Consider the following 22071-nt stretch of genomic DNA (forward strand, 5'->3'; position numbering starts at 1 on the left):
ATGGACGCCGTCACCCAGGTCCCCGTGCCGGTGAACGAGCCGGTGCACACCTACGCGCCCGGCACCCCGGAGCGTGCCCGCCTCGAGACCAAGCTCAAGGAGCTCGGCGAGAACCCCATCGACCTGCCGATGACCATCGGCGGCGTGAAGCGGATGGGAGCGGGGACGCGCTTCGACGTCGTCCAGCCGCACAACCACTCCGCCCGCCTGGGCACCTACGCCAACGCCACTCAAGCGGACGCGCAGGACGCGATCGACGCCGCCCTGGCCGCGGCCCCGGCGTGGCGCGCGCTCAGCTTCGACGACCGTGCCGCGGTCATCCTCAAGGCCGCCGATCTGCTCTCCGGCCCCTGGCGGGAGACGCTCGCGGCCTCCACCATGCTGGGCCAGTCGAAGACCGCGCAGCAGGCCGAGATCGACACTCCCTGTGAGCTGATCGACTTCTGGCGGTTCAATGTCCACTTCGCGCGCCAGATCCTGGCCGAGCAGCCGGTGACCAACTCGCCGGGGGTCTGGAACCGCAGCGACCACCGGCCGCTGGAGGGGTTCGTCTACGCGATCACCCCCTTCAACTTCTCCGCCATCGCGGGCAACCTCCCCACCGCCCCCGCCCTGATGGGCAATGTGGTGGTCTGGAAGCCGTCCCCGACCCAGACGCACGCCGCCGTGCTGCTGATGGAGGTTCTGGAGGAGGCCGGGCTGCCCAAGGGCGTGATCAACCTGGTCACCGGCGACGGCAAGGACGTCTCCGAGGTGGCCCTGGCCCACCCGGACCTCGCGGGCATCCACTTCACCGGTTCGACCAAGACCTTCCAGTACCTGTGGAAGACGGTCGGCAACAACATCGAGAACTACAAGACGTATCCGCGGCTGGTCGGTGAGACCGGCGGCAAGGACTTCATCGTCGCCCACCCGTCCGCCGACCCGGCGGTGCTCAAGACGGCGATGACCCGTGGCGCCTTCGAGTTCCAGGGCCAGAAGTGCTCCGCGGCCTCCCGCGCCTATGTGCCGCGCTCCCTGTGGGAGAACGGCCTCAAGGAGGAGTTCGCCACCGAGGTCAACGGGCTGACCATGGGCGATGTCACCGACCTCGGCAATTTCATGGGCGCGGTCATCGACGAGCGCGCCTTCGCCAAGAACAGGGCCGCGATCGACCGGGCGAAGTCCGACCCGACGGTCGAGGTCGTCGCGGGCGGCACCTACGACGACAGCGAGGGCTGGTTCGTCCGCCCGACCGTGCTGGTCTCCACCGACCCGGAGAACGAGATCTTCAAGGACGAGTATTTCGGCCCCATCCTCGGGGTGTTCGTCTACGAGGACGATCAGTACGACGCGATGCTGCGGCAGATGGAGTCGGCCGCCCCGTACGGGCTGACCGGCGCCGTCATCGCCCAGGACCGCGCGGCGGCCGCCGCCACCTGCGAGGCGCTGCGCTTCGCGGCCGGCAACTTCTACATCAACGACAAGCCGACCGGTGCCGTCGTCGGCCAGCAGCCCTTCGGCGGTGGCCGCGCGTCCGGCACCAACGACAAGGCGGGCGCCAAGCAGAACCTGATGCGCTGGACCTCCACCCGCTCCATCAAGGAGACCCTGGTCCCGCCGACCGACTACCGCTACCCGCACATGGGCTGACCCCCGAGCGGACGGGCCGAGCCGCCCGCCCCGCGACCCCGCCCCCGGACCGCTTCAGTGCGGTCCGGGGGCGGCGTGCGCTCCGGGCGCGCAGGGGGAAATCTGTGGACGCCCGACGCGCGGCGGTGCTAGCGTCAAGCAGTCAAGTAGGCACTATTTACCGCAGTTTACGTGGGTAACCAGGCGCGGGATCGCCCACGACGACCTGCGATCGGCCGCCGTGGTCGAGGTCGGACGGGGGTCGGCCTCGACTCTCGGCGCGGTGCGGAGCTTGATCACCCTGGGTCAGTGGCCGATGTCACCCTGTTCGCGTCTCAGATAGTAGGACGTCCGACTAATTGTGCAGACACTGACGCTCCGCTGCCTTACTTTTGTGGAAGCCGAACGTCTCGCTGCATCCAGCGATGGCGGCCGTGGCCCGTGCACAGGCGCAGGTGACCCCTGCCGCACTCAGGCCCCCGCCCCTTCCGGCAGCCACCTTCTCGGGGAGCTTTCCTTCCTCCCGGTCCACCGGGGTTCAGCAGAGGAGATGTGATCATGGCCGAGACGACTGTCCGCAGGATCCGCCGCAAGACCGACGACACCGACCGCAAGAAGGCCGCCGCCGCGCTGCAGCGTGCCCTCGACCGCCGTGACAACGGCGGTTCCACCGGTCACTGACGCCGGGGCCGGGTGACCTCGAAGCGGTCCACCCGCTCGCCCGACTCCGCCAGGGCCGTGACCGTGAGCCTGGGGCGGGGGCCCGGCTCCACCTCCACGGCGAGGAAGGAGAAGCCGGTGTAGCGGACCCGGGACCAGTCGGCGCTGTCCTGGTTCTTCTCCCCGTCCTTCGTCCAGTGGTAGGTCTTCACCTCGTCGAGGTCCTTGATGTGCCCCTCGTAGCTGTCGGGCACCGGGAACTCGTAGAGCTTCGCGCCCGCACCGCCCGCCGTCACATAGACGATCCCGTCGCGCACCGCGTCGGCACTTCCCTCGATGGGGACCCGGCGGGCGACCTTGCCGCCCCGGATCGCGTCGGTCCGCTCGTAGACGTGGTTGTGGCCGTTGATGACCAAGTCCACCTGGTGCTTCTCGAGCAGCGGCACCCAGGTGTCGCGCACCCCGCCGTCCGAGGCGTGGGCGCTGGTCGTGGAGTAGGCGCAGTGGTGGAAGAAGACCACCAGGAAGTCGATGCCGGGCCGCTTGCGCAGCTGCCCCAGGCGCCGGTCCAGCCAGCGGGTCTGCGCACCGTCGGTGTACCCCTTGTTGGGGCTGATCTCGTACGAGACGTCATTGGCGTCCAGGGCGGCCACGCCCACGTTCCCGTAGACGAACGAATAGACGCCGGGCGCCTTGCGCGGGTCCGGGCCGTTGTCCGGCAGGGACCAGCGGGCCAGCTGGCCGCCGTAGCCGTCGGGGGAGTACCACGCCTCCATGTCGTGGTTCCCGGTCGTCACCATCCACGGCACACTCGCCGCGACCGAGTCGGTCTGGGCGAGGAAGGAGTCCCAGACCCGGGCGTCGTACAGGTCGGTCTTCTTCCCGTGGCCGGTGGTGTCCGCGTAGCACAGGTCCCCGGCGTGCAGATGGAACGACGGGTTCTGGCCAAGGATGAGCTGATCGTTGGCGAGCGCGTCATGGCTCACCCCCTGGTCGCCGAAGGCGGTGAAGACGAACTTCCCCGGCCGCTGTGGCGCGGTGCGGAAGGTGCCCACGGACGAGAAGTGCCGCGGCTCGGCCGGGTCGCGGTCCGCGTGACCGACCCCGTAGTAATAGGTGGTCCCGGGGTGCAGCTCGTCCACCGCGGCATGCAGATAGAACTGGTCGACCGCGGGCAGCTTGTCGCTCAGCGACGGGGTGTGCAGATGGCGGACCTCGGCCTCGATCTTGCGCGTGAGCTCGAGCGGGCTCGTGCCGATCCGCACGTACGGCTTGCGCACGGCGAACGGCACCTGCCAGGAGATCCGCATCTGCGTCCGCGGATCGGCGCCGAAGGCCAGGTGGCGGCCGAACGGGGCGACCCGCGCGCCGTCCACCGTGGCGGTCACCGGCCTCGGGCTCGCGACGGGCGCAGGCGTTGTGTCGGCGGCGCACGCCGCCCCGCCCAGCAGCCCCGCGCCCGCGACCGTCCCCGCGGTGGCGGCGCCCCCGCGCAGTACCCGGCGCCGGGAGAGCCGGGCCCGCAGATACTCATGCTGCTCCGCCATGGTCATCCGCTGGGCGAGCCGCTCGGGTACGCCGAACCGTGGTGTATCCATGGACCGGAATGTCCCCCGGGCGGTCAACAGCGCACCATACAGGGGATGAACGGGTGATTGCCGCTGGGCGGCTGTCCGGATGCTGGAACAGCTATGTCAATGCATGGGACGAGCGGTAGGGTCCCGGTATGTCTCGCAGCATTCGCCTCGCAGTGATCCCCGGTGACGGTATCGGCCAGGAAGTCGTGGCCCAGGGCCTGAAGGTGCTCTCCGCCGCCCTTCCGCAGGACGTCAAGCTGGAGACCCGGAGTTACGACCTCGGCGCCCAGCGCTGGCACGCCACCGGCGAGACCCTGCCGGACGCGGACCTGGAGTCGCTGAAGAACCACGACGCGATCCTGCTCGGCGCCATCGGCGACCCGTCGGTGCCCTCGGGCGTGCTCGAGCGCGGGCTGCTGCTCAAGCTGCGCTTCGCCTTCGACCACTACGTCAACCTGCGTCCGTCGAAGCTCTTCCCGAACACCCCGACCCCGCTGGCCGGCCGCCCCGACATCGACTTCGTGGTCGTCCGCGAGGGCACCGAGGGCCCGTACGTGGGCAACGGCGGCTCGCTGCGCACCGGCACCCCGGCCGAGGTCGCCACCGAGGTCAGCCTCAACACCGCCTACGGTGTCGAGCGCGTGGTCCGGGACGCCTACGAGCGCGCCCATGCCCGGCCGCGCAAGAAGCTGACCCTCGTGCACAAGAACAACGTCCTGGTGCACGCCGGCCACCTGTGGAAGAACATCTTCGACCGGGTCGGCCAGGAGTACCCCGAGGTCACCACCGACTATCTGCACGTCGACGCCGCGACGATCTTCTTCGTCACCCAGCCGGAGCGGTTCGACGTGATCGTCACCGACAACCTTTTCGGTGACATCCTCACCGACCTCGCCGCCGCCGTCACCGGCGGCATCGGGCTCGCCGCGAGCGGCAACATCAACCCCTCCGGCGCCTTCCCGTCGATGTTCGAGCCGGTCCACGGCTCCGCGCCGGACATCGCGGGCACCGGCAAGGCCGACCCGACGGCGACCGTCCTGTCGGTGGCCCTGCTCCTGTCGCACCTCGGCTACGGGGACGAGGCGGCCCGTATCGAGGCAGCCGTCGCCGAGGACCTCGCCGGGCGGGACGCGGCCGCGCCGCGCACCACCGACGAGATCGGCGACGCGCTCGCCGCCCGAGTATCCGGCTGACCCCAGCCTGTGCCACCGCGCGGCTGGGTGCGACTATCGACCTGGGCCGCGCGTTGCACAACGCTCCTTCCGCGGCCCCACCTGGGTGCGACCATCGACCTGGGCCGCGCGTTGCACAACGCTCCTTCCGCGGCCCCACCTAGGAGATAATCCCCGGTGGGGCCGTTGTGTGAAGAAGAGCTTGGACGTCCTAGTACCGATCACGGGCAGGATGGTGTGAGCGCGGTCCGCCACAACCGAAGGTGAAGGACTACCTGCCATGACGACGCCCACGATCGAGCTCAAGCCCTCGTCCCACCCCCTCCCCGCCGCCGAGCGGGAGAAGATCCTGGCCAACCCCGGATTCGGCCGCCACTTCACCGATCACATGGTCACCATCAAGTGGACCGAGGGCCGTGGCTGGCACGAGGCCCAGCTCGTGCCGTACGCCCCGCTCTCGATCGATCCGGCGAACATGACGCTGCACTACGCCCAGACCATCTTCGAGGGGCTCAAGGCGTACCGCCGCCCCGACGGGTCCGTGGCGACGTTCCGTCCCGAGCAGAACGCCGAGCGGTTCCAGGCGTCCGCGCGCCGTATCGCCATGCCCGAGCTTCCCGTCCAGACCTTCATCGAGGCATGTGACGCGCTGGTCACCCAGGACAAGGAGTGGGTGCCGGGCCACGGAGAGCAGTCCCTCTACCTGCGGCCCTTCATGTTCGCCACCGAGGTCGGGCTGGGTGTCCGGCCCTCGAACGAGTACCTCTTCGTGGTGATCGCCTCTCCGGCCGGTGCCTACTTCCCCGGCGGGGTGCAGCCGGTCTCGGTCTGGCTCTCGGAGGAGTACGTCCGCGCCGTGCCCGGCGGCACCGGCGCGGCCAAGACGGGCGGCAACTACGCGGCCTCCCTGGTCGCCCAGGCCCAGGCCGCCGAGCAGGGCTGTGACCAGGTGGTCTGGCTGGACGCGATCGAGCGCCGCTGGATCGAGGAGATGGGCGGGATGAACCTGTACTTCGTGTACGGGAACCGCATCGTGACCCCCGAGCTGTCCGGTTCGCTGCTGCCGGGGATCACCCGCGCCTCGCTGCTGCGGATCGCCGCCGACCTCGGCTACGAGGTCAGCGAGGGCCGGATCTCCGTGGACGACTGGCGCCAGGGCAACGCGGACGGGACCCTCACCGAGGTCTTCGCCTGCGGTACGGCGGCCGTGATCACCCCGGTCGGCTCGGTCAAGTCCGCCCGGGCGAACTGGACGGTGGCCGACGGTGAGCCGGGCGAGGTGACGATGCGGCTGCGCAAGGCGCTGCTGGACATCCAGACCGGCGTCGCCCCGGACCCGCATGGCTGGATGCACCCCCTCGGCTGATCACGGTGTCACCTCTGGGCTGATCGTGAGTGTCACCCCGTTGACACCGATGGTTCGCATGATGAGACGGATGAGAGCGCGGGGGCGGAATGTGCCAGACTGCCTCCGTGCTCTCGTTCGTCATGATTATTGGCAGCAGGCGCGCCGGTCCGCAGTGACCGCCCGTACGACCCGGTACGGAGCGGCCACCGTGCCCCAGACCCGCGCGCAGACCTCTCGCACCCGCGAGGGGTCTTTTCGTTTTCCGGACCATCCCGCCGGACGCGAAGCGTGAGGGACCATAGGAGGGCGCGGAACCGGATATTCCGGTAGACCGAGATTTATCCGACAGGAGCCAGACCAACCATGAAGGATCTGCCCGACGACGGTTTCCATGTCTTCGACACCACCCTGCGCGACGGAGCGCAGCGCGAGGGCATCAACCTGACGGTCGCGGACAAGCTGACCATCGCCCGTCACCTGGACGACTTCGGCGTGGGCTTCATCGAGGGCGGCTGGCCCGGCGCCAACCCGCGCGACACGGAGTTCTTCGCCCGGGCCCGCGCGGAGATCGATTTCCGGCACGCCCAGCTGGTGGCGTTCGGCGCCACCCGCAAGGCGGGGGCACGGGCCGAGGACGACCGCCAGGTCAAGGCGCTGCTGGAGTCCGGGGCGCCGGTGATCACCCTGGTGGCGAAGTCCCACGACCGCCATGTGGAGCTGGCCCTGCGCACCACGCTCGAGGAGAACCTCGCGATGGTCCGCGACACTGTCGCCTACCTGCGGTCCCAGGGCCGCCGGGTCTTCCTCGACTGTGAGCACTTCTTCGACGGCTACCGCGCCAACGCGGACTACGCCAAGCAGGTCGTCTCCGCCGCCCACGAGGCGGGCGCCGAGGTGGTGATCCTCTGCGACACCAACGGCGGCATGCTCCCCGGCCAGATCGACGCGGTGGTCCGTACCGTACGGGCCGACACCGGCGCCCGGCTGGGCATCCACGCCCAGGACGACACCGGCTGCGCGGTCGCCAACACCCTCGCCGCCGTGGACGCGGGCGCCACCCACGTCCAGTGCACGGCCAACGGCTACGGCGAGCGGGTGGGCAACGCCAACCTCTTCCCGGTCGTCGCGGCCCTCGAACTCAAGTACGGCCGCCGGGTGCTGCCGGAGGGCGCCCTGGAGGAGATGACCCGGATCTCGCACGCGATCGCCGAGGTCGTCAATCTGACGCCCTCCACTCACCAGCCCTATGTGGGCGTTTCCGCCTTCGCCCACAAGGCCGGACTCCACGCCTCCGCGATCAAGGTCGACCCGGATCTGTACCAGCACATCGACCCCGAGCGGGTCGGCAACACCATGCGGATGCTCGTCTCCGACATGGCCGGCCGGGCGTCGATCGAGCTCAAGGGCAGGGAGCTGGGCATCGACCTCGGCGACGACCGCGCCCTGGTGGGCCGGATCGTCGAGCGGGTCAAGGAGCGCGAGCTCGCGGGCTACACCTACGAGGCCGCCGACGCCTCCTTCGAGCTGCTGCTGCGCCAGGAGGTCGACGGCCGCCCCCGCCGCTACTTCCGGGTCGAGTCCTGGCGGGCGATCGTCGAGGACCGCCCGGACGGCACCCACGCCAACGAGGCCACCGTGAAGCTGTGGGCCAAGGGCGAGCGCATCGTCGCCACGGCGGAGGGAAACGGCCCGGTCAACGCCCTGGACCGGGCGCTGCGGGTGGGGCTGGAGCGGATCTACCCGCAGCTCGCGGCGATGGAGCTGGTGGACTACAAAGTCCGCATCCTGGAAGGCAAGCACGGCACCGAGTCCACGACCCGGGTGCTGGTCTCCACGGCCGACGGCCAGGGGGAGTGGTCGACGGTCGGCGTCGGGGAGAACGTGATCGCCGCGTCCTGGCAGGCCCTGGACGACGCCTACGCCTACGGGCTGCTGCGGGCCGGGGTGGACCCGCAGGAGTGACCTGGGCCTCACGGTCCCGCGGGCCCGGTGCGCCGGCCGCCGCCGGAGTAGGGTACGGGGAGCGGAGCGCGGTCGACGTGTTCCGTTCTCCGATCCGGCCGCGGCGCCGCTCCAGCGGACGCCGCCCATCCGGGTGGTCGAGCCCGCCCCTCGCACGGTCGCCGCCTGGAGGTTTGTCGGATGCCGACAGGGTCGATAGTCCTTTGGGACACCAGGTAGTGGGAAAGCCGCTGTCCAGTTCTGTTCCGCCTGCCCACCAAAACGCCCCTGACGTTGTAGGGAATTGACATGCGCTTCCGGGGGTCCGGGAACGTACCGTCATTGCATGACCAATCTCGAAGGTGCGCCTGCTGAGGCGAGTGACGTTCGCGGGCGCGTCGCCGAGCTGCACGCGATTCGCGAGCAGGCTCGGCGCGGCCCGAGCGAGCGGGCGACCGAGGCCCAGAAGGCCAAGGGGAAGCTGACGGCTCGCGAGCGGATCGATCTGCTGCTTGACGAGGGGTCCTTCAACGAAGTGGAGCCGCTGCGGCGGCATCGTGCGACCGGGTTCGGCCTGGAGGCGAAGAAGCCTTACACCGACGGGGTCGTCACCGGCTGGGGGACCGTCCACGGACGGACGGTGTTCGTCTACGCACACGACTTCCGGATCTTCGGCGGGGCGCTGGGGGAGGCCCACGCGACCAAGATCCACAAGATCATGGACATGGCCATCTCGGCCGGGGCGCCGCTGGTGTCCCTGAACGACGGCGCCGGTGCCCGCATCCAGGAGGGCGTCTCGGCGCTCGCCGGATACGGCGGCATCTTCCAGCGGAACACCAAGGCGTCCGGCGTCATCCCCCAGATCAGCGTGATGCTCGGCCCGTGCGCGGGCGGGGCGGCGTACTCCCCGGCGCTGACGGACTTCGTCTTCATGGTCCGGGAGACCTCTCAGATGTTCATCACCGGACCCGATGTGGTCCAGGCGGTGACCGGCGAGAAGGTCAGCCAGAACGGACTGGGCGGCGCGGATGTGCACGCCGAGACCTCGGGTGTGTGCCACTTCGCCTACGACGACGAGGAGACGTGCCTGGAGGAGGTGCGCTACCTCCTGTCGCTGCTGCCGCAGAACAACCGGGAGAACCCGCCGACCGTCGAGTCCGACGACCCGGCCTCCCGGCGCGGCGACGCGCTGCTGGACCTCGTCCCGGCCGACGGCAACCGGCCGTACGACATGCGCAAGGTCATCGAGGAGATCGTCGACGACGGCGAGTACCTCGAGGTCCACGAGCGCTGGGCGACCAACATCATCTGTGCGATGACCCGGCTCGACGGCCAGGTCGTCGGCATCATCGCCAACCAGCCGCAGTCGCTGGCCGGCGTGCTGGACATCGAGGCGTCGGAGAAGTCCGCGCGCTTCATCCAGATGTGCGACGCCTTCAACATCCCGCTGGTCACCTTCCTCGACGTGCCCGGCTTCCTGCCCGGTGTGGACCAGGAGCACGGCGGGATCATCCGGCACGGCGCCAAGATGCTGTACGCGTACTGCAACGCCACCGTGCCGCGGATCTCCGTCATCCTGCGCAAGGCGTACGGCGGTGCGTACATCGTCATGGACTCCCAGTCCATCGGTGCCGACCTGACCTACGCCTGGCCCACCAACGAGATCGCGGTGATGGGTGCCGAGGGTGCCGCCAACGTGATCTTCCGCCGTCAGATCGCCGACGCCGACGACCCCGAGGCCATGCGCGCCCGCATGGTCAAGGAGTACAAGTCCGAGCTGATGCACCCGTACTACGCGGCCGAGCGGGGGCTGGTCGACGATGTGATCGACCCGGCCGAAACCCGCGAGGTCCTGATCCGGTCGCTGGCGATGCTGCGCGACAAGCACGCCGACCTGCCGTCCCGTAAGCACGGCAACCCGCCGCAGTAGCCTCTGAGTTCGTGTCCTCGCGCGAAACCCGCGCGACAAGGGAGAAGAGACAAACCGTGAGCACACCGAGCGATATCGCCGATCCCGCCGCCGCGGCGGCGGCCACCCTGGTCCGGGTCGAGAAGGGCCACGCCGACGCCGAGGAGCTCGCCGCGGTCACCGCGGTGCTGCTCGCCCGCGCGGCCGCCGGCACCCACCGCCCCACCGACGCCACCCGCCCGGGCCGCAGCGCCGCCCGCTGGCGCCGTCTGGAGCGCCGCCCGGCGTTCAGCGCGCCGCACAGCTGGCAGGGCTGAGCGCGAGCGGCCCCGCCGCCTCCGGACGGCCGCACACCGCCTGGAGGCCGCCGGCCCCGCGCCGCGCGTCCTGAACGCACCGGACGCCCTGAACGCCTCGGACCGGAACGCACAAATCCCCTGTTCTCCTCGGAGAGCAGGGGATTTTGGCTTCTGTCGCCGGTCTCGGCTACCGCAGCCGGGCCATCAACGCGTGCTCGACCAGCGTGATGAGCGCGCTCTTGGCCTCGCTGCGGTGGCGGGCGTCGGTGATGATGATCGGCGCGTCGGGGCCGATCTGCAGGGCCTCGCGGACCTCTTCGGGGGTGTACGGCTGGTGTCCGTCGAAGCCGTTGAGGGCGATGACGAAGGGCAGTCCGGAGTTCTCGAAGTAGTCGACCGCGGGGAAGCAGTCGGCGAGGCGGCGGGTGTCCACCAGGACGACCGCGCCGATGGCACCGCGGACCAGGTCGTCCCACATGAACCAGAAGCGGTCCTGGCCGGGCGTGCCGAACAGGTACAGGATCAGGTCCTGGTCGAGCGTGATGCGGCCGAAGTCCATCGCCACCGTGGTGGTGGTCTTGTCCGGTGCGTGGGTCAAGTCGTCGATCCCCGCCGAGGCGGAGGTCATCACGGCTTCGGTGCGCAGCGGGTTGATCTCCGAGACCGCGCCGACGAACGTGGTCTTGCCCACGCCGAAGCCGCCCGCCACCACGATTTTCGCGGAGGTGGTGGAGCGGGCTGCACCGCTAGAGCTTGCGAAGTCCACTGAGCACCCTTTCGAGCAGTGTCACGTCAGGCTGACCGCCGGCGGACTCGTCGCCGCCCGGCTGATGAATGGCGACGAGCCCCGCCTCGGCCAGGTCGGCTACGAGGATCCGGGACACGCCGAGGGGAATGGCGAGCAGTGCGGAGATCTCGGCGACCGACTTGATCTCGCGGCACAGATGGCAGATCCGCTGGTGCTCGGGCAGTTGGCCCTGGAGCTGAGCGGGGTCGGCCGTGGTGTGCACCAGCGCCTCGATGGCGAGCTGGTACCGGGGCCGGGTCCGGCCCCCAGTCATGGCGTACGGGCGCACCAGAGGGTTATGAGTGCCGCCCGCGGGGGAGGAAGGTTCCGGAGCGGGGCGCTCAGGCGGCTGTACGGGCTCGATACGCGGCGCGGAGGGCGCGTCGTACCAAGACCCCTCCTGCGGCGCCGGAGGCGCGTAGGAGGGCGTGTACGGCTGTTGCTGAGGCCGCTGCGGCTGCCGCCGCGGGGGCTGCTGCTCCCGCTGCGGCTCCGGCTGCTGTGGAGAGCGGACCTGACGGCTGGGCGCGGAGGGGAAGTTGTAGCGCTTCACCGGGGCCTCTCCGCGCGGCTCGGACGGCTGCCCGTGGGCATACGGATATCCGCTAGGGGGCGTTGCCACGTGTCCTCCTCCAACTCGCCTGTCTTGCCGGTCGCGCCACCGCACCCTATGGCGCGGTGGCGCGAAACGCACTCCATGTTTGCTAGTTGAGAAGACTGCCCTGCAATTCCGCGCGGAGATCCGGGGTGAGGACGTTGCCCGCGCGATCGACCAGCAGGGCCATCTCGTAGCCGACGAGGCCGATGTCACACTCGGGGTGAGCGAGCACGGCGAGGGAGGATCCGTCGGAGATCGACATGATGAAGAGGAAGCCTCGTTCCATTTCGACCACGGTCTGGTTGACCACGCCGCCTTCGAAGATGCGCGAGGCTCCGGATGTGAGCGAGGTCAGGCCGGAGGCCACCGCCGCCAGTTGATCGGCTCGGTCACGGGGGAAGCCTTCGGACATCGCCAGAAGGAGTCCGTCGGCGGAGACCACCACGGTGTGGGACACCCCGGGGGTGTTGTCCACGAAGTTGGTGATCAACCAGTTCAGGTTCTGCGCCGCCTGGCTCATCGGGCTCACACTAACGCTCCTGATCGTAGGTGCTGCCGGGGCCGAAGCCCTGTTGGTCATGCTGGTCACGCCCGGGGGTCCCGGATCCCGCGCTGCGCCCCCGCTGGACGCCGCGGCGCAGGTTGCTCAGCCTGCCGCGGATGTCCTCCGGGGCGCGGGAGACCTGGGGGCCGCCCTGTCCGGTCGGCTCCGCGGAGCCCTCGACCAGATTGGCCTTGGGCACCCGGCGGGGCAGGCCGGACGTCGTGACCCCACCGGCCTTCGGGTCGCGCAGCCGCTCGGCACGGTGCCAGCGCTGGTCGTTCTCCGACTGCCACGGGGCACTGTCCTCCTGCTGCTGGGGTGTCTGCCGGGGTCGCTCCGGCGCCGTGGGCGCCGCCGGGTCCCCGACCATCCCCTGCGTCCCTGTTTCCTCGGACGGCTGCCACTGCCTGTCACGACGCGGAAGCCCGGCGTCGGTCATCGAGTGGATTCCGCTCGGGGAAGGGCCCGGACGGTGGAACTCTACGCGGTCCCGAGAAACTTCGGGAGCGCTGGGTCCTGATTCCGCTTCGGCCCCGAACTGCGACGCGTAGGGCATCTCGAAAGATCCGGAATCGCCCCACTCTCCCTGTTGAGAGGGGGAGTTGTAGCCGATGTACGGCTGCTGTTCGGGTTCCGTTTGAGTTGCGTAATCCGCTTCCGGTTGCGAATAGCCGGAATTCTGGTACGCCGACTGCCCCAGCGGATCGACCGGCGTCTGGCCGGGCCGCGGATCCCGCTCGGACCCGGTGGCCCCCATTCCGCTGTACTGGCCCTGAAACTGGTGATGTCCCTGGTCCCGGTCGTACGCGGAGTCGTCGAAACCCAGCTCGGCGGCGGTGCGCGAGGACAGCTCGCCGACGTCCTGGAAGGCCGGGGCGGGCCGCGGCTCGGGGACGATCCGGGAGACCGTGAAGTCGTCCTGGGGCAGCTCCTCGCCGCCACCGCCGTGGGTGATCGCCTCGGGCAGCATCACCAGCGATGTGGTGCCCGCCTGCTCCCCGGAGGGGCGCAGCTGGACCCGGATGCCGTGCCGGTCGGCGAGGCGGCCGACCACGAAGAGCCCCATGCGCTGGGAGACCGTGGCGTCCACCGTCGGCGGATTGGCCAGCTTGTGGTTGATGTCCGCGAAGTCCTCGGCGGTCAGGCCGATGCCCTTGTCGTGAATCTCCACCACCACCCGGCCGTCGGGCAGCCGGGTCGAGGTGACCCGCACCTTGGTGTGCGGGGAGGAGAAGGTGGTGGCGTTCTCCAGCAGCTCGGCCAGGAGGTGCACCAGGTCGGTCACCGCGGTGCCGTGGATCTCGCTCTCGGAGATGCCGGTCAGCTCGATGCGCTCGTAGGACTCCACCTCCGAGGAGGCGGCGCGCAGCACATCGATCAGCGGCACCGGCTGGTTCCAGCGCCGGCCGGGCTCCTCGCCCGCGAGGATCAGGAGGTTCTCGCCGTTGCGTCGCATACGGGTGGCCAGGTGGTCCAGCCGGAAGAGGTGCTCCAGCTGGTCCGGATCGGCCTCCCGGCTTTCCAGTTCGGAGATCAGGGTCAGCTGCCGCTCGATCAGTCCCTGGTTGCGACTGGAAAGGTTGGTGAAGATCGCGTTGACGCCGCCGCGCAGCATCGCCTGCTCGGCCGCGAGCCGGATCGCCTCACGGTGCACCTGGTCGAAGGCGCGGGCCACCTCGCCGATCTCGTCCCTGGTGTTGATCGGTATCGAGCTGACCCGGGTGTCCACCCGTCCCGGGTCGGTGCGGGAGAGCTGGTCGACCACCGCGGGCAGCCGCTTCTCGGCGACATCGAAGGCGGCGTTGCGCAGTTGCCGCATGGAATGGCTCATCGAGCGGGCCATCCGGCCGGCCACGAAGAAGGCGGCGAGCAGTGCCAGCACCACGATCGCGCCGTTCACGATCGCATCGCGGCGGGCGTCCGAGGAGATCTGCGCCGCCTCGTCCACGGCTTTGTCCACCAGGGTCTGCTCGACGTCCCGGTAGGCGTTGAACTTGATCGTGGAGGCGTTGAACCAGGCGTCCGGGGTGACCCCCTGGGCGGCCAGCGCGGTGGGCGAGGCCCCGCTGCCGATGGCCTTGAGCATCTGGTCCATACCGGGCGGCGCCACGAACTTCTTGCCGTCCGCCTCGGCCTTCCGCTTCGCCTCGGCGATTTGCTCCCGCGCACGCTTCTCGGCCGCGGTGAGGGTGTCCTCGAGCCGGGTCACGTCCTGCGGTGTGCCGGCCGCCTCGAACTCCCCGAGCGCGATGCCCTCGAGATAGACGTACGAGGTGAAGGAGGTGAGCTGGGTCTTGCGGTCGGTCGCGGACGGGCCGGGCTTGACCAGCAGATGGGTGCCGATGGAGCGCTGCAGCGACTCCGCGCCCTTGGCCAGGGATACCGCGTAGACGGTACGGCCATACGACGTGATATTGCCGGTGCCCAGGCCCAGTTCATTGGCGAACTCGGTCAGCCCGTGCTCGACGGCGACATAGCCCTCTTCGGTCTTCACACCGTTCAGGCGGTCGGTGTAGGCGTTGCGGCGCAGGGAGGCCAGCTGCGGTTCGGCGGTTCTGAAGGCTTTGAGGCGGCGCTTCATGGCCGGCGTCTGCGGCATATTGGCGACGGCCTTGTCGAAGTCCTTCTTCGCTGCGTCGCTGGTCGCCCGCGCCTTGGTGACCGTGGCCCCATTGGTGCCGCTGAGCAGCGGGCCCGCGCTCAGGTCGCGCTCGTTGACCAGGGCGTGGGCGTAGGTGGTGGCGGCCCGGACGACCTGGGCGGTGCGCTCGGCGTCCCGCGCCTCGTTCCAGGTGGAGACCGAGGAGGCGACCTGGAAGCCACCGAAGACCAGGGCGACGAGCACGGGGATGAGCAGGATCGCGTACAGCCGGCCGCGCACCCGCCAGTTCCGAGGGGAGATCCGACCACCACTGGGTGGATCCGGTGCCTCGGCGGGCGACGCCGCTGTGCCAGAACGCGGCGGCGGGGTGAAGTTCCCTCGCGCGTCTTGCGCGGGGTCCGGCTTGCTTCGCCTCACTCGACCAACAACCTCTCGGCATCGGCAGCATTTGTGCCGTTCCCAGCTGAGCCCTGACTGCCCAGTTCAGCGAATTCCAGCACGCCCCGCAGGTGCTTTCCAAACAGTGCGCAAAGCGCTCAGTACGTTGTCTGGACCAGAGAAAAAAGGGGCGTTATGGCTGAGATATGTCGAATACCGAACTACTTGAGTGCGCAACGGAGCGACACGACTGCGCTCCGTATCGGGAGCCGGATCATATCTCTGTCGAAACGTTATGAACGGCGAGCGGGCCGCGTCGTTCGACACGGCCCGTCCTCCGTCCGATATCCGAGAACTTCCGGACGGCGTTGCCTACTTGAGACGGGCCATCAGCGCATGCTCGACCAGGGTGATGAGAGCGCTCTTGGCCTCGGTGCGGTGGCGCGCGTCTGTGGTGATGATGGGGGTGTCCGGGCCGATCTGCAGGGCCTCGCGGACCTCTTCGGGGTTGTAGGGCTGCTGGCCCTCGAAGCCGTTGAGGGCGATGACGAAGGGCAGCCCGGAGTTCTCGAAGTAGTCGACCGCGGGGAAGCAGTCGGCGAGCCGGCGGGTGTCGACCAGCACCACGGCGCCGATCGCGCCGCGCACCAGGTCGTCCCACATGAACCAGAAGCGGTCCTGGCCGGGCGTGCCGAACAGATACAGGATGAGATCGTCGTCGAGCGTGATGCGGCCGAAGTCCATCGCCACGGTCGTCGTGGTCTTGTCCTGGACATGGCTCAGATCGTCGATTCCCGCCGAGGCGGAGGTCATCACGGCTTCGGTGCGCAGCGGGTTGATCTCCGAGACCGCGCCGACGAACGTGGTCTTGCCCACGCCGAAGCCGCCCGCCACCACGATCTTCGCCGAGGTGGTCGCGCGGGCGGGGGGAGCGCCGCTAGAGCTTGCGAAGTCCACTGAGCACCCTTTCGAGCAGTGTCACATCCGGGGTACCGCCCGCTTCCGAACCGCCCCCGGGCTGGTGGATCGCCACCATGCCGGCCTCTGCCAGGTCTGCCACCAGGATCCGTGCCACACCCAGGGGTATGTTCAGCAGCGCCGAGACCTCGGCGACCGACTTGACCTCCTGGCACAGATGGCAGATCCGCTGGTGCTCTGGGAGCAGCCCCTGCAGATGCACGGGGTCGGCCGTGGTGCTGACCAGCGCCTCGATGGCGAGCTGGTAGCGCGGCCGGGTCCGGCCACCGGTCATGGCATACGGGCGCACCAATGGCTGGTCGCCTTCACCCCCGTACGGCGATTGGTGATGGCCGCCGTACGGGCCGGGCGAGGCGGGGGGCGGGGTCATGGATCCTCCGGTCGGACAACAAGGTGACGGGCGTGCCGTCGGTCGGTGCCGGTGGGGGCCCGGCCGTGGGGCCGGGGGGACAGGCGTCGGATGGTCGATGGATCAGTTCAACAGGCTGCCCTGCAGCTCGGCACGGAGGTCGGGGGTGAGCACGCTGCCCGCGCGGTCGACCAGCAGGGCCATCTCGTAGCCGACGAGGCCGATGTCGCACTCAGGGTGGGCGAGCACGGCGAGGGAGGAGCCGTCGGAGATGGACATGATGAAGAGAAAGCCTCGTTCCATTTCGACGACGGTCTGGTTGACCATGCCGCCTTCGAAGATGCGGGAGGCCCCGGCGGTGAGCGAGGTCAGGCCGGAGGCCACCGCCGCCAGTTGATCGGCTCGGTCACGGGGGAAGCCTTCGGACATCGCCAGAAGGAGTCCGTCGGCGGAGACCACGACCGTGTGGGACACCCCCGGGGTGTTGTCCACGAAGTTCGTGATCAACCAGTTCAGATTCTGCGCCGCCTGGCTCATCGGGCTCAACTAACGCTCCTGCTGGTAAGTCGGGCCAATGCCGCGATCATGGTTGTCGTCGAATCCGGTACCGGCCCGGCGACCCTGCTGAATTCCACGGCGGAGGTTGGTCAGCCTGCCGCGTACATCATCGGGCGCGCGGGACACCTGCGGCCCAGCCACCTCGGGCTGCTGCGGCTGGTGTGCGGCACCCTCCACGAGGTTTGCGCGCGGCACCCGCCGTGGCAACCCGGACGACGTGATACCGCCGGCCGCGGGTTCGCGGACCTGCTCGGCGCGGCGCCAGCGCTCGTCGTTGTGGGGCGACGTACGCCAGTGGGAACCCGCGCTCCGGCCGCCCGGTCCGGCCCCGTTGGTGCCGGGGCCCGCCGCGGGGCCCGACCCGGCGAAGTCGCCCATGCCCTGGGCCGCCGGCAGCGGCTCGTGGGCCGAGGGCGGCGGTACGGCGGAGGCGGGCCGGCCGGGGGTGGGCTCGGGGGCCGAGGGCGCGGACGGGAACGACCGGCCACCGCCCTGGGAGCCCGATATGCCCGGGTCCTCGGCCTGGTTGAGATGCCAGGACGACTCGATGGTGTCGAAGATCGGGGTACTGCCGTCGCTGAAACCGGCGGGCGGCAGCGGATCGTTCGGGCGCCCACCGGGCTGACTCTGGGGACCCTGGGGCAGCGGGTACTCACCGGTGCCGCCCATGTCGGGGCGGGCGTACTCGCCGGTGTCGCCCATGTTCGGACGCGGGAATTCGCCGGTGTCGCCGGGGCCGCCCATGTTCGGACGCGGGAACTCGCCTGTGTCCCCGGGGCCGCGTCCGCCGCGCGGGGCGGCGTCCTCGAACCGGGGCTGGGCGTACTCACCGGTGTCACCCGGGCCCTGGCCGAGCTCCGGACGGGCGAACTCGCCGGTGTCGCCGGGGCCGCGGCCGTAGTCGGGCCGGTTGAACTGGCCGGTGTCGGCCGGTCCCTGGCCGCCCTGCGGTCCAGTGGCCCCGCGGCGCGGCTCGAACAGGTTGGGGCTGTCGCTCAGCTGCGGCAGCTCGCCGGTGTCGCCGGGACCGCGGTTGCCGAACGGGTCGCGCCGGTCCCCGGAGCCGCCGAGGTCCGGACGGGCGAACTGGCCGGTGGAGTCGTACTCCTCATGCCCGCGCGGGGTGTCGATCGCGTCGCGCGGCGTGCCCGGCCAGTCGTCCTCGCCGGCCGCGGCGCGCGCGCCCCAGCTGGTGCCGGGCTGGGACGGGGCCGGAAGCTCGGGCGAGGGGCCGCGGGTGGGGAGCTGCGGACGGCCGCCCTGGTCGCCCCCGTCGGCACGGGCCGGGGCGCCGGTCGGCGGAGCGACGGTCGGACCCTCGCTGCGCTGCGGAAGCGGGGGCCGTCCGGAGGGGGCGCCGCCGGGACCGCCCTGACCGCCGGGACCGCCCTGACCACCGGGACCGCCCTGACCACCGGGGCCACCCTGACCACCGGGAGCGCCGGGGCCCGTGGGGGCGTTGCTCCGGGGGCCCGGAGCCCGTCCGCCCTCGAAGAAGTTGGTGCCGCCGCCCGGGGCGCCGCCCGCGGGGCCCGCACCGGCGCCGACCGGCCGGGTCGGCAGCCCGCTGCCGCCGTTGCCCGGCAGCGCGGCGCGCGAACCCGAGCCCGGGACCTGGCGCCGCGAGGGCGCCGAGCCGAGCAGCCCCGCCGAGCCGTTGCCCTGACCGCCACCGGCGGCCGGTGCACCCTGGCCCGACTTCCCGCCGGCGGCCTGCGGCGTCGGCTTCCGGCCGCCCTGGGCGACATCGACCGGCAGCATGACCAGCGCCGTCGTACCGCCCGAGTCGGACGGCCGGAGCTGGATGCGGATGCCGTGACGCAGCGACAGCCGGCCGACCACGAACAGGCCCATGCGCCGGGACACCGACACATCGACGGTGGGCGGGGAGGCAAGCCGCTCGTTGATCGCCGCCAGGTCCTCGGGCGAGAGCCCGATACCGGTGTCGTGGATCTCGACCAGCACCCGCCCGTCGGGCAGCGCGTGACCGGTGACCTTGACCTTGGTCTGCGGCGAGGAGAAGGAGGTGGCGTTCTCCAGCAGCTCGGCGAGCAGGTGGACGAGGTCGTTGACGACCCGGCCGGCGACCTCGGTCGCCGGGACCGAGCTGAGCTCGATGCGCTCGTACTGCTCCACCTCGGAGGCGGCCGCGCGGAGCACGTCCACCAGCGGCACCGGGCGGGTCCACCGGCGGCCGGGCTCCTCGCCCGCGAGGACCAGGAGGTTCTCGCCGTTACGGCGCATACGGGTGGCGAGGTGGTCCAGCTTGAACAGCGAGGAGAGCTGGTCCGGGTCGGCCTCGCGGCTCTCCAGCTCGGAGATGAGCGAGAGCTGGCGCTGGATGAGGCCCTGGCTGCGGCGCGAGAGGTTGGTGAACATCGCGTTGACGTTGCCTCGCAGCAGCGCCTGCTCGGCGGCGAGCCGGACCGCCTCGCGGTGCACGTCGTCGAAGGCCGTGGCCACCTTTCCGATCTCGTCCCGGCTGTGCACGCCGACGGACTCGACGGAGGTGTCCACATCCTGCGGATCGGATTCCGAGAGCTGCTTGACCAGTTCGGGCAGCCGCTTCTGGGAGACCTCCTGCGCGGTGTCCTGGAGGCGGCGCAGCGAGCGGACCATGGAGCGGGCGACGACGAAGGCGCCGACCAGGGAGACGCCGAGGACCAGCAGGATCAGCGCCCCGTTGATGATCGCGTCCTGCTGGGCGGAGTCACGGAGCTCACGAGCCTTCTGCTGCATCTCGCTGAGCAGCGTCTGCTCGATCTTGCCCATCTCTTCGATCTTGATACTGTCCTGGTCGTACCAGTCCAGATCGGTGCGCTTCTCGGCCTTCAGCCCCTCGGGGTCGCGCACCGCGCGGTCGGCGTACATGGTCGCCGCCTTGATGTCGGGGCGGCTGTCCAGCGGTTCGAGCAGATCCTCGGAGTTGCCCTGGCGGATCTGCTTGAAGCGGCCGAGCGCCTCGTTCTCCTTGTCCACCGCGGTCCTGGCGAAGCGGCGGTCGTTGGCGGAGAAGTCGGCGCCCTTGGGGTCGGCGAGGGCGGCGCTGATGAGCGCGCGCTGGATGGAGGCGTACTCCTTGGCGGAGGAGAAGGTGGCGAGCGCGCGGGTGTTGTTGATCATCGCGCGGTTGCTGGTCGCCTGCGCCATGTCCTGGGAGAGCAGCAGCAGCGAGTTGATCAGCTCGTTGTAGTTCTGGACCGTCAGCGAGTAGTACTGGCTGTTGTCGTAGGCCGTGTCACGGACCTCGTTGATCTTGCCGAGCTGACGGTCGATGTTGACGAGCGTGGACTGCACACCGGCCAGCGACTGATCGCCGGGGTCGATCTGGTGGGTGGCCTCGCGGAAGGCCGTGATGGCGCGGTTGGTGTCCTCACGCGTGGAGACGACCCGGTCGTCCTTGTCGTTGCCCTTGCCCGCCAGCGGGCCGGCCGACTTGTCGCGCTCCTCCTGGAGCGCGCTGGCCAGCTGGGTGGCCTGCTGCGTCATCTTGGTGAGCAGCTTCATCTGGTCGAGCTGCTGGATGTTGTCCAGCGAGCCCTCGATGCGCAACGCCCCCAGGGTGGTCGCCGCGACCACCGGGAGCGTGAGCAGGGAGACCAGTCGGGTGCTGATGCGCCAGTTGCGCAGGGCCATGCGATTGCCGGGCCCGCTGGGGCCGGAGCTCTTCGGCTTGGCCGGCTGCTCCGCCTCTCCGCCGCCACTGGGCGCACTGATCCGGGTAGCGCTCTGCGTACCGGCCTCGGGGCCTTGATCACCCAGAGTCCTGCCGCTGCTCCCCTGGGCGCGCTGGGGCGAGGAGCCGCGGTCGGTCCCGCCACGCGGCTCCGGGTCCGCCGAAGCATCCCCTCGGCCCTGGCGGGCCTGGGGAGCCCCCATACCATCCCTCTTGATACGTCCCTGCACTAGCGTCGCAACCTCTGGACCAGGCGCTCCTCCGGAGGACCGGCGGAGCGGTGTCGAGTCGTGGGGGACCGCGATCCCCCCTGTCGGTCGTGAGTGACCGGCGCGCTTCCTTTCCTGTCGACAAGAGGAGCCCCCCGCCGCTCGGCGCCTCTGTCGCTGCGCCCCCGTGCGCGCCGGTGTTTCCCGCGGCGGTCCCGGGAATTCCAGCACAGTGCCGGATGCTGCAACAAGGGCAACGGATAAGGCTGTGATCCGTGTGACGCTCAGTGCGGACTTTATTACGGGACGTAGAAAGTCATGTCGGCGATAACGGACTTTCGCGTACGAACCGAAGGTCGCGATCGAGTGTCCGGCTAGCGATGATCAAGAGCGGAACGTCGGGTTCAGGTAGGCGATGTCCGTTTAGGGCGATTGCGTAGCTGTCTCCTATGCGGCTTTTGCCTGATCATTCGTGAGCAATATCACATGCTGGCGGTGACTTTTCCTGCGAATCGATGGGCAAGGCCGCCTCTAGCCTGACGCTTTACACAGCCGGTACGGACGACAAGGACGAGGCGTAAACCACGTGAAGACGACGATGATGTTCCACTCCATAGCCAACCCGCGGCGCACCACCCTGGCCCATCTCAAGGACGTCCAAGAGCTGGGGGACGTCAAGGACGCCGACGGCCTGTCGGCCGCGCCCGAGGAGCAGCCGGAGCAGCGCGTCGACCTGCCGAACCGGACCGCGAACCCCAAGCGCACCGTGCTGACCGAGGCCCCGGGCCACTGATTCCCCGGGGCTGTGGCGGACGCCACCACTCCCGGCAGGCGGGACGGCGGCGCGCGGGACGCGGGGCGATAGCCTGGAGCGT

Annotated in this window: 17 protein-coding genes; 8 read left to right on the plus strand and 9 right to left on the minus strand. The window is 70.0% G+C overall.

The window, feature by feature from the left end:
• Both pruA and AS97_RS48690 read left to right on the plus strand, forming a co-directional pair.
• A complete protein-coding gene (gene pruA, locus AS97_RS31645; RefSeq protein WP_059144149.1) occupies positions 1–1632 on the plus strand; it encodes an L-glutamate gamma-semialdehyde dehydrogenase in 1632 nt (543 codons plus the stop codon).
• A gap of 537 nt (positions 1633–2169) precedes the next feature.
• Entirely contained in the window at positions 2170–2292 is a 123-nt protein-coding gene (locus AS97_RS48690) for a hypothetical protein (protein ID WP_086706647.1), read from the plus strand.
• Here the strand turns inward: AS97_RS48690 and AS97_RS31650 are convergent.
• Positions 2286–3869 (minus strand): metallophosphoesterase family protein, encoded by a 1584-nt coding sequence (locus AS97_RS31650; RefSeq protein ID WP_086706637.1) that lies wholly within the window; start codon positions 3867–3869, stop codon positions 2286–2288. The genes AS97_RS48690 and AS97_RS31650 overlap by 7 nt on opposite strands.
• Positions 3870–3997: 128 nt before the next feature.
• Between AS97_RS31650 and AS97_RS31655 the strand changes: the two genes are divergently transcribed.
• The 5 genes from AS97_RS31655 to AS97_RS31675 all read left to right on the plus strand — a co-directional run bounded on the left by AS97_RS31655 (position 3998) and on the right by AS97_RS31675 (position 10535).
• A complete protein-coding gene (locus AS97_RS31655; RefSeq protein WP_059144151.1) occupies positions 3998–5041 on the plus strand; it encodes a 3-isopropylmalate dehydrogenase in 1044 nt (347 codons plus the stop codon).
• Positions 5042–5300: 259 nt separating this feature from the next.
• Complete coding sequence (locus AS97_RS31660) at positions 5301–6386, plus strand: branched-chain amino acid aminotransferase (protein ID WP_059144152.1); 1086 nt, start codon at positions 5301–5303, stop codon at positions 6384–6386.
• Positions 6387–6731: 345 nt separating this feature from the next.
• Positions 6732–8330: a citramalate synthase gene (cimA, locus tag AS97_RS31665; protein ID WP_059144153.1), complete on the plus strand. Its 1599-nt coding sequence runs from the start codon at positions 6732–6734 to the stop codon at positions 8328–8330.
• 325 nt (positions 8331–8655) lie between these two features.
• Complete coding sequence (locus AS97_RS31670; protein WP_086706638.1) at positions 8656–10239, plus strand: acyl-CoA carboxylase subunit beta; 1584 nt, start codon at positions 8656–8658, stop codon at positions 10237–10239.
• 56 nt (positions 10240–10295) lie between these two features.
• Positions 10296–10535 (plus strand): acyl-CoA carboxylase subunit epsilon, encoded by a 240-nt coding sequence (locus AS97_RS31675; RefSeq protein WP_210566089.1) that lies wholly within the window; start codon positions 10296–10298, stop codon positions 10533–10535.
• 169 nt (positions 10536–10704) lie between these two features.
• Here the strand turns inward: AS97_RS31675 and AS97_RS31680 are convergent, their stop codons facing one another.
• From AS97_RS31680 to AS97_RS31715, 8 genes are all read right to left on the minus strand, one after another.
• A complete protein-coding gene (locus tag AS97_RS31680; protein WP_078610434.1) occupies positions 10705–11283 on the minus strand; it encodes an ATP/GTP-binding protein in 579 nt (192 codons plus the stop codon).
• Positions 11264–11926, minus strand: coding sequence for a DUF742 domain-containing protein (locus AS97_RS31685; RefSeq protein ID WP_063804872.1), 663 nt, complete (start codon positions 11924–11926; stop codon positions 11264–11266). The genes AS97_RS31680 and AS97_RS31685 overlap by 20 nt, the downstream gene beginning before the upstream one ends.
• 82 nt (positions 11927–12008) lie before the next feature.
• Entirely contained in the window at positions 12009–12422 is a 414-nt protein-coding gene (locus tag AS97_RS31690; RefSeq protein WP_020868201.1) for a roadblock/LC7 domain-containing protein, read from the minus strand.
• 10 nt (positions 12423–12432) lie between these two features.
• Positions 12433–15465, minus strand: a complete 3033-nt coding sequence (locus AS97_RS31695) for a nitrate- and nitrite sensing domain-containing protein (RefSeq protein WP_079059372.1) — start codon at positions 15463–15465, stop codon at positions 12433–12435.
• A 333-nt stretch (positions 15466–15798) separates the two neighbouring features.
• On the minus strand, positions 15799–16383 hold the full coding sequence (locus tag AS97_RS31700) for an ATP/GTP-binding protein (protein ID WP_078643928.1): 585 nt from the start codon (positions 16381–16383) through the stop codon (positions 15799–15801).
• Positions 16364–16774 carry a DUF742 domain-containing protein gene (locus AS97_RS31705; RefSeq protein ID WP_014055140.1) on the minus strand — a complete coding sequence of 137 codons (411 nt, stop codon included), beginning with the start codon at positions 16772–16774 and terminating at the stop codon, positions 16364–16366. Before AS97_RS31705 ends, AS97_RS31700 begins: the two co-directional genes overlap by 20 nt.
• A 102-nt stretch (positions 16775–16876) precedes the next feature.
• On the minus strand, positions 16877–17299 hold the full coding sequence (locus AS97_RS31710; RefSeq protein WP_078643930.1) for a roadblock/LC7 domain-containing protein: 423 nt from the start codon (positions 17297–17299) through the stop codon (positions 16877–16879).
• Positions 17300–21190, minus strand: a complete 3891-nt coding sequence (locus tag AS97_RS31715) for a nitrate- and nitrite sensing domain-containing protein (protein WP_210566090.1) — start codon at positions 21188–21190, stop codon at positions 17300–17302.
• Positions 21191–21782: 592 nt separating this feature from the next.
• Here AS97_RS31715 and AS97_RS31720 point away from each other — a divergent pair.
• Positions 21783–21989, plus strand: coding sequence for a hypothetical protein (locus AS97_RS31720; protein ID WP_059144159.1), 207 nt, complete (start codon positions 21783–21785; stop codon positions 21987–21989).
• The last annotated feature ends 82 nt before the right edge of the window (positions 21990–22071 follow it).

This window comes from Streptomyces sp. AgN23 (assembly GCF_001598115.1).
Lineage (GTDB): Bacteria > Actinomycetota > Actinomycetes > Streptomycetales > Streptomycetaceae > Streptomyces > Streptomyces antimycoticus.

Excerpts from the sequence above, each read along its gene's own strand:
- pruA (WP_059144149.1), top strand. The coding sequence starts at position 1 with ATGGACGCCGTCACCCAGGTCCCCGTGCCGGTGAACGAGCCGGTGCAC.
- AS97_RS48690 (WP_086706647.1), top strand. The coding sequence starts at position 2,170 with ATGGCCGAGACGACTGTCCGCAGGATCCGCCGCAAGACCGACGACACC.
- AS97_RS31650 (WP_086706637.1), bottom strand. The coding sequence starts at position 3,869 with ATGGATACACCACGGTTCGGCGTACCCGAGCGGCTCGCCCAGCGGATG.
- AS97_RS31655 (WP_059144151.1), top strand. The coding sequence starts at position 3,998 with ATGTCTCGCAGCATTCGCCTCGCAGTGATCCCCGGTGACGGTATCGGC.
- AS97_RS31660 (WP_059144152.1), top strand. The coding sequence starts at position 5,301 with ATGACGACGCCCACGATCGAGCTCAAGCCCTCGTCCCACCCCCTCCCC.
- cimA (WP_059144153.1), top strand. The coding sequence starts at position 6,732 with ATGAAGGATCTGCCCGACGACGGTTTCCATGTCTTCGACACCACCCTG.
- AS97_RS31670 (WP_086706638.1), top strand. The coding sequence starts at position 8,656 with ATGACCAATCTCGAAGGTGCGCCTGCTGAGGCGAGTGACGTTCGCGGG.
- AS97_RS31690 (WP_020868201.1), bottom strand. The coding sequence starts at position 12,422 with ATGAGCCAGGCGGCGCAGAACCTGAACTGGTTGATCACCAACTTCGTG.
- AS97_RS31705 (WP_014055140.1), bottom strand. The coding sequence starts at position 16,774 with ATGACCCCGCCCCCCGCCTCGCCCGGCCCGTACGGCGGCCATCACCAA.
- AS97_RS31715 (WP_210566090.1), bottom strand. The coding sequence starts at position 21,190 with ATGGGGGCTCCCCAGGCCCGCCAGGGCCGAGGGGATGCTTCGGCGGAC.